General features: G+C 71.1%; 8 protein-coding genes. 5 read left to right on the top strand and 3 right to left on the bottom strand.

Translation table 11 applies throughout. From position 1 onward, the window contains the following. From ACFVXK_RS07205 to ACFVXK_RS07195, 3 genes are all read left to right on the top strand, one after another. Positions 1–866, top strand: an 866-nt coding sequence (locus ACFVXK_RS07205; RefSeq protein ID WP_389610529.1) for a response regulator transcription factor, incomplete at its 5' end; no start/stop codon positions are given. A 202-nt stretch (positions 867–1068) separates the two neighbouring features. Then, a complete protein-coding gene (locus tag ACFVXK_RS07200; protein ID WP_389610528.1) occupies positions 1069–2280 on the top strand; it encodes a pyridoxal phosphate-dependent aminotransferase in 1212 nt (403 codons plus the stop codon). Between the two features lie 104 nt (positions 2281–2384). Then, positions 2385–2786 carry a hypothetical protein gene (locus tag ACFVXK_RS07195; protein ID WP_389610527.1) on the top strand — a complete coding sequence of 134 codons (402 nt, stop codon included), beginning with the start codon at positions 2385–2387 and terminating at the stop codon, positions 2784–2786. Between the two features lie 763 nt (positions 2787–3549). Here the strand turns inward: ACFVXK_RS07195 and ACFVXK_RS07190 are convergent. The 3 genes from ACFVXK_RS07190 to ACFVXK_RS07180 form a co-directional block, all read right to left on the bottom strand. After that, complete coding sequence (locus ACFVXK_RS07190) at positions 3550–3807, bottom strand: hypothetical protein (protein WP_389610526.1); 258 nt, start codon at positions 3805–3807, stop codon at positions 3550–3552. 233 nt (positions 3808–4040) lie between these two features. Next, positions 4041–5210, bottom strand: a complete 1170-nt coding sequence (locus ACFVXK_RS07185) for a helix-turn-helix domain-containing protein (protein ID WP_389610525.1) — start codon at positions 5208–5210, stop codon at positions 4041–4043. Between the two features lie 23 nt (positions 5211–5233). Next, positions 5234–5875, bottom strand: a complete 642-nt coding sequence (locus ACFVXK_RS07180) for an HAD family hydrolase (RefSeq protein ID WP_389610524.1) — start codon at positions 5873–5875, stop codon at positions 5234–5236. 78 nt (positions 5876–5953) lie between these two features. On the opposite strand from ACFVXK_RS07180, the gene ACFVXK_RS07175 reads away from it, so the two are divergent. Then, positions 5954–6319: a hypothetical protein gene (locus tag ACFVXK_RS07175; protein WP_389610523.1), complete on the top strand. Its 366-nt coding sequence runs from the start codon at positions 5954–5956 to the stop codon at positions 6317–6319. 212 nt (positions 6320–6531) lie between these two features. Then, complete coding sequence (locus ACFVXK_RS07170) at positions 6532–6684, top strand: hypothetical protein (protein ID WP_389610522.1); 153 nt, start codon at positions 6532–6534, stop codon at positions 6682–6684. Positions 6685–7152: the final 468 nt, after the last annotated feature.

The following is a 7152-nucleotide window of genomic DNA, read 5'->3' as shown; positions in this document are numbered from 1 at the left end:
CGTCGGGGGTACTGGCTTCGCTGGAGGCGCTGCCGACGGGGGCGGGGGCGCTGCCCGCGGGGGCGCTGCCGGCGGGGGTGGCGTCGGTGCCGTCGGCGGCTTCGCTGTCGGGTGTGGGGGGCGCCGTGTCGTCCTCGGCCTCCTCGGTGTCCTCGGCCTCCTCGCCGTCCTCGGCGTCCTCGCTGTCCTCGCCGTCCTCGGCCTCCTCGGCCGACGGGTCGCTGCTGTTCCTGTCGGAGGAGCCGTGCGCCTCCGTCCAGCTGGTCCGCATCACCCTGGCGGCGGGTGACGCCGACGGGGCCCGTACGGCGGTGCGCGCGGCCCGGCGGCTGGCGGAGGCCAACCCCGGCGTGGCCTCCCTGGCGGCGTTCGCCACGCAGGCCGCGGGGCTGATGGACGGCGACCCGGCGGCCCTGGCGGCGGCCGCCGAGGCGATGCGGGAGGGCCCGCGGCGGCTGGCGGCGGCCTCGGCCCTGGAGGACGCCGGGGCGGCGGCGGGGGCCGCGGGGGCCGGGCTGCTGGAGGAGGCCCTGGCGGCGTACACGGGGATGGGGGCCCGGCGGGAGATCGCCCGGGTGCGGCGGCGGCTGGAGCGGCTGGGGCCGGGGGCCGGAGCGTCGGCGGCCGGGGCGGCGGCCGGGCCCGGCGAGGCCGCGCTGCGGGAGCCGGACGTGGAGCTGACCCCGTCCGAGCTGAGGGTCGTACGGCTGGTGGTGGAGGGGCTGACGAACCGGGCGGTGGCCGACCGGCTGTTCCTCTCCCCGCACACCGTGGACACCCACCTGCGGCACGCGTTCGCGAAGTACGGGGTGAACAGCCGGGTCGAGCTCGCGCGAGCGTTCCTGGCCGGCGGCCGGACAGGGTGACGAGCGCAACACCGGGGCCGTCGCCGCTTCCCCCCGCCCGCTGGATCCGCAGGTCCAGCGGGCGGGCGGCCGCCGTTTCCAAGGGTGGACGGGGACGGCACCCGTCCATCACGTGAAGCGGGGAGCGAATCGGGCATTTCCCTCCCCCGTCTCCTGCCGGAATGCCCAAGCGGAGGATCGGGGAGGCCCGTAAGCTCCCGTCATGCAGGTGATCCAGTCAACGAAACTCGCCAATGTCTGCTACGAGATCCGCGGACCCGTCCTCGAAGAGGCGATGCGGCTCGAAGCGGCAGGTCATCGCATCCTCAAGCTCAACACCGGCAACCCCGCGGCCTTCGGCTTCGAGTGCCCGCCGGAGATCCTTGAGGACATGCTCCGCAACCTGGGCAACGCCCACGGGTACGGGGACGCGAAGGGCCTGCTGTCGGCCAGGCGCGCGGTCATGCAGCACTACCAGACCAAGGGCATCGAGCTCGGCGTCGAGGACGTCTACCTCGGCAACGGCGTCTCCGAGCTGATCCAGATGTCGATGCAGGCGCTGCTCGACGACGGCGACGAGGTACTGGTCCCCGCCCCCGACTACCCGCTGTGGACGGCCTCGGTCAGCCTGGCGGGCGGCACGGCCGTGCACTACCGGTGCGACGAGCAGTCCGACTGGATGCCCGACCTGGCGGACATCGAGCGCAAGATCACCGACCGCACCAAGGCGCTCGTGATCATCAACCCGAACAACCCCACCGGCGCCGTCTACGACGACGAGATGCTGCGGGGCCTGACGGACATCGCGCGCCGCCACAACCTGATCGTCTGCTCCGACGAGATCTACGACCGGATCCTCTACGACGGCACCACGCACACGAACACCGCCGCCATCGCGCCCGACCTGCTGGTCCTCACCTTCAACGGCCTGTCGAAGAACTACCGCGTCGCCGGTTTCCGGGCCGGCTGGATGGCGGTCTGCGGCCCGAAGAAGCACGCGGCCTCGTACATCGAGGGCCTGACGATCCTGGCGAACATGCGCCTGTGCGCGAACATGCCCTCGCAGCACGCGGTGGCCACCGCGCTCGGCGGCCGGCAGTCGATCGTGGACCTGGTGCTCCCGGGCGGGCGGCTGCTGGAGCAGCGCGACACGGCGTACGACCTGCTCACGCAGATCCCGGGCGTGACGTGCGTGAAGCCGAAGGGCGCCCTGTACCTGTTCCCGAAGCTGGACCCGTCCGTCTACAAGATCAAGGACGACCGGCAGATGGTCCTCGACCTGCTGCGGGCCGAGAAGATCATGGTCGTGCACGGAACGGGCTTCAACTGGCCCGAGCCCGACCATTTCCGGATCGTCACGCTGCCCAACGCGAAGGACCTCGCGGACGCGGTCACCCGCATCGGCCGCTTCCTGGACGGCTACGGCCAGCACTGACGGGGAGGGGTGCGGGGGCGCCGGCGTCCCAGAGTCCGGATACAGCTCAACTTTAGAACGGATCCAAGGTAGGATGGTCTCCTGACCCCGCAGGAGGCCTCCTCATGTACGAGCCGATCCGCTCCAAGTCGGCCGTCCACGACGTGGACGGCAGCCACAGCGCACCCCAGTACCCGCACAGCAGCCGCGGCGAAGCCCTGGACATCCAGCTCGCCGGACACCTCGCGGCCCTGCTCGCCGTCACCGACGAGCTCGGCCTCGAGGACGGCGGCGCGGCCCGCATCGCGGAGCAGGTGGCCCGCCTGCGCGGCTCGCGGCCGCTGCGGATCGCCTACCCGTCCCTCTCCGACGGCGCCGACACCGCCACGCTGCACCGCCGCGCCCACGACCTCGCCGCCCGCGCCCTCCTCGTCGCGGCCTCCCGCGCCGACACCGCCGTGGCCATCCTCGCCGCCCAGCGCATGGACACCCACGCAGCCGCCGCCACCCCGGCCGGCACCCCCTGACGGCCCCGGTCCGGGGCCGCGGAGGCTCCGGACCGGGCGCCATACACTCGCGGGCCCTGCACCGCAGTCGTGGCGCGGGCCCGCAGACACCCCGCGCCGCAGTCGTGGCCCGGGCCCGCCATCTCCCCCTCGAGGGGCCCCGGCCGAGGGGCGATTGCCCACCCGCCTCCCCGGGTGCGGGCCGGTGGGTGGGCTTCCCGGCATCCCGCCGGACGGGGACGGGACAGCGGACCGGTAGCGGGGATGGTCGGGACCTCAGCGAGCGGTCTCAGAGATGCCTTGGGGCTTTCCCGTCAGTCCCACTGTCCTTCCGGTTCGGGCCGCCCTGTCAAGGGCGCTCCCTCCGGTCGCGTCGCTTCGCGATGGCCTTCGGCCACCCTTGACAGCCCGTCCCGCCCCGGAAAGACAAGGACTGCCGGGAAACCCCCAAAAGGACGGCACGGTCCTACCTTGGCCATCCGGCTCCCTCAGCGATCAGGCGGGGAGGTCGGGGGCTGCCTCGCCGGGCATCCGGGGCGCCATGAATCCCCTCCGGGGCTGCCCTCCGCCCCAGATCGCTACGCGCTCCTCCCGTCTCAGCGTCTACCGCCCGCCTGGGGTCGCTACCTGCACGACATGCCGACGAGAAGGGCATCCGAAGCCGGTGGGCGCGACAAATCGCTACGCGCTCCTCGAATTTCGGCGTCTGGCCGCCGCCTTGGGCTCATACCTGCACCAAATGACGAAGAGACCGGCCTGCGGAACACCCGGGCGCAGCAGATCGCTACGTGCTTCCCTGGTCTCGGCGCCTGTGAGCCGTCTGGGGCTGGTCATAAGCGGGCTGGACGTTGGTGACTGCCGTGGTGAACTCGCGGCCGGAGGCGTTGCGGATGTACGCCAATTCCATCCAGTGCTCGTAATCGGCAGCGTCCGAGACGTTCTCGTTGATCACCGCCATCAGCACACCCTCGACGCCGGAAGCGATGTCGCGGACACGGCGGCGGAGGAGGCGGTGGGGGACGTACTCGTACTGCTCACTCATCGGATGCCCCCTCGAAGGAATCGAGGAAGCGCTCCCAGCCGACCAGTGCTCGGTCCAAGAGGTTCTGGCTGGGTTCGGTCGCCGTCTGGGGAAACGGTGCGCGCGGGTGACCTCGGTCGGCGATCTCGTCAGTGGGCATGGCACCTCTCGCCTGTCTGTTTGGTACGGACAGGGAGATGGTGAGCCGTCTCAACCCCCGTAAGGGATACACCGAGTATCCCTGCGCAGGTCGCTCAGATGGCGCCTATCCACTCCGCGTAGGCAGTGAGTGACGTGGCGTCCGAGCGCTTGAGTCGACGAATCTTCTCGATGTCCTCTCGGGCCCACGGGTGATCACGCACGTGTTGGGGAGCCTCCTTCCGAGCCGCCTTGAGGGACTCGAACGCGCCGTCGGGATCCCCTGACCACAGGCGCGCACGTGCCACCTCGATCCAGAATCCAGAGCGCCGCTCCGCCGGGGTTTCGTCACCTGGGGCCCAGCTGTCGGCGACTTCGAGGGCACGGCCGATGTGGTCCCGCCCAAGGCTGACGGAAATTGCCACCTCGTGAACGGAAACGCTGGACGGCCCGAAGGCGGTGCCCAGGTAGATGCCTTCCGGGAGGGTTTCCGCAAGGGTCCGAGCCTCCAGCAGGTGGCCGCGCGCCGAGTCAGCGTCCCCCGCACGTGCGGCCACCACTGCGGTCCGCATGTGGAGGGCGCCGCGAGTGGCGTTCGACGGCTCCGTGCCGGGTGCGGGCATCGTGTCGAGTGCCTGCTCCAGAACGAGTTGGCCCGCCCTGTAGGCGTGGGCAGCGAAGAAGGTCTCGGCCCGCACGTAGGCGACGGTGGCGCTCAGGTTCGGGTCGTCCGCGTGCCCCGCTGCCCATCGCATGACGTCTACCAGGCGGGCCGAAAGATCGTGTGCTCCGGACTTGTAGGCGACGGCGTCCGCCGCTCGTGCGACCGCGACGACGACGCGTGCGGCGTCACCTCTCTCCTTGCCGGTTGCCGCGTGGAGGTGTGCCAGCGCGTCTGTGAGGAGTCGGGGGGCCTTTGCGGCGATCAGGCCGTACTGGGCAGCGAGCCGCCATGCCATCACAGTGCGGGCGTCGGCCTGGATTTCGGGCAGAGAACACGCGGGTGGGTCCAGCGGGCATTCGTATGCGGCGATGGCGGCGGATACGGCAGGCAGGGCGGCACGAACGCGGTGGCTGGTACCGACGTATGCGGGGTCGAGGCGAGAAGCGTCCACCGCGAGTGCGGCGGCGATGGCCTCCAGCGTTGAAGGACCCGGCTTCCGGACACCGCGCTCGCAGCCCTTGATCATCGGGAGGGAAACGTGCGCCTCGCGGGCGAGGTCGGCTTGCGTCATCCGCCGGGCCCGCCGCCGTGCGGCGATGCGCTGCCCGATGTGGTCGGCCATGCCCGCACCATAGCGCTCGGGGCCTACTCCTTGACGATGTCGACCAGATCGGCCAAGGAGTCGATGGACCAGTCCGCGTCAGCGCGGACAGCGGGGTCGTCCGCCCACCAGTGGCCCCACGGGCCACGGCGGAGGTGAGCGGTGCGCAGTCCTGCGGACCGGGCCGGGTGGATGTCGTTGGCCGGGTGATCGCCGACGTAGAGGGTCTCCTCGGCAGCGCAGCCCGACACCGCCAGGACCTGTTCGAAGAATGCGCGGGCCGGCTTGGAGACGCCCCATTCACCTGACGTGACGACCAGATCGGCCGGCAAGTCCAGCGCGCGCAGGAGGTCCCCCATCCGCGAGCTCTGGTTCCCCGCGATCACGACGCGGATGCCGGCCGCCCGGAGGGCGGACAGCGCCGGTCGTACGTCCTCGTACAGGTCCGTCTCGTCCAGTTGCTCGCCCCGGCCCGCCGCCTCGCGTGCGGCGTACTCGGCTGGGATGTCGATGTCCGGGCGCAGGAGGCGGACCGCGTCGGCGTTGTCCCTGCCGTCCACGACCACCGCGCCGACGAGCGCGGAGAGGGTGTGCCGGGACACGCCCAGCCAGTCCGCCCAAGACGCCCAGTAGCGATCGTCACGGGTGAGGGTCTCGCCGATGTCCAGAACGACCGTCCGAATCATGCCGTCAGCGTACTGATCCACTCTCGCGATGCATCACCCCTAGGCTCCGAAGCCTGAGCGGCGACGAGAGGGGTTGGCATGGCGGAGGTCGAAGGTGCGCGGCTGTTTCGGGAGGCCTGGATCGCGGGGGTGCGGCAGCACTTTCCCGGGGAGCCGAAGGCCGGCTACGTGACCCCGTGGGACGACACGCCGCAGTGGGAGCGCGCGGCCGCTGGGGCCGTGTACGCGCAGGTGCGACAGTTCGTCGAGGTCAGTGGGGGGCGGACCGACCGGCTCTCGCGGGAGCAGAAGGGGCGCTTCGTCGCCGTCTGTTGGACCGCCCAGATGTTCCGGCACTTCGACGCCCCGAAGCCCGGCTACGTCGCCGACTGGCCGGACCTGCCGGCCTCGCAGCAGGAGGCCGACGCGGACATCTTCGAGACGATCGAGAAGTCCCTCGCGTGAGGGGCGGATCTCCTCTGGTCACGCAGCTCGCATGGGGTGAGATGCGAGTCGAAGGGCTTCCGCCGGGCAAGGACTTCGTTCGTCCTCTATCCCGGGGGCGGGAAGCCTTGGGACTGGAACGAGCACGGCACCCGGCACGACCCCGGTATCCAGCCCGGGGACGTGCGGAGCTGCTTGAGCGCGGGTGTACGACCGTCGTCCTCAGCCGGGGCATGGACCTGCGGCTGAAGACGACGCCGGAGGCGCTGCGACTGCTGCGGGACGTCAGCGTGCACATCGAGGAGACGAGGGAAGCGGTCGGCCTGTACAACCGGCTGGCTGCGGAGGGGAAGGCCGTCGGCGGCCTGTTCCACTCCACCTGCTGAACCCGCTCCTGCCCGCGCAGACAGCAGCCCCAGGCGGTCGTCGGACGCCGGAATGCGAGGAGCGCGTAGCGATCTGGGGCGCCCACCGGCCCCGGATGACGAATCCGTCGCCCTTTGGCTACTGCAGCGAGCCCAGGCGGCTGGTAGACGCTGAGACGGGAGGAGCGCGTAGCGATCTGACGCGTGGGGGCGGCCCCGGAGGGGATGGATGTCGGCCCGGATGGATGTCTGCCGGCCCCCGACCACCCCGCCTGGTCCCTGACTCGGCCGTATGTCCAAGGAACATCCGTCCCGTTCCTTTGGGGGGTTCCCGGCAGTCTTCGGCTTTTCGTGGCGGGACGGTCTGTCAAGGGTGGCCGAAGGCCATCGCGAAGCGACGCGACCGGAGGGAGCGCCCTTGACAGGGCGGCCCGACGCGGAAGGACGATGAGACTGGCGGGAAACCCCCAAGCCGGCTCTGAGACCCGC

It is taken from the genome of Streptomyces sp. NPDC058157 (assembly GCF_042884105.1).
Taxonomy (GTDB): domain Bacteria; phylum Actinomycetota; class Actinomycetes; order Streptomycetales; family Streptomycetaceae; genus Streptomyces.
The sequence above is the reverse complement of the archived record's forward strand: the minus strand, read 5'-3'. Positions and strand labels throughout refer to the sequence as shown.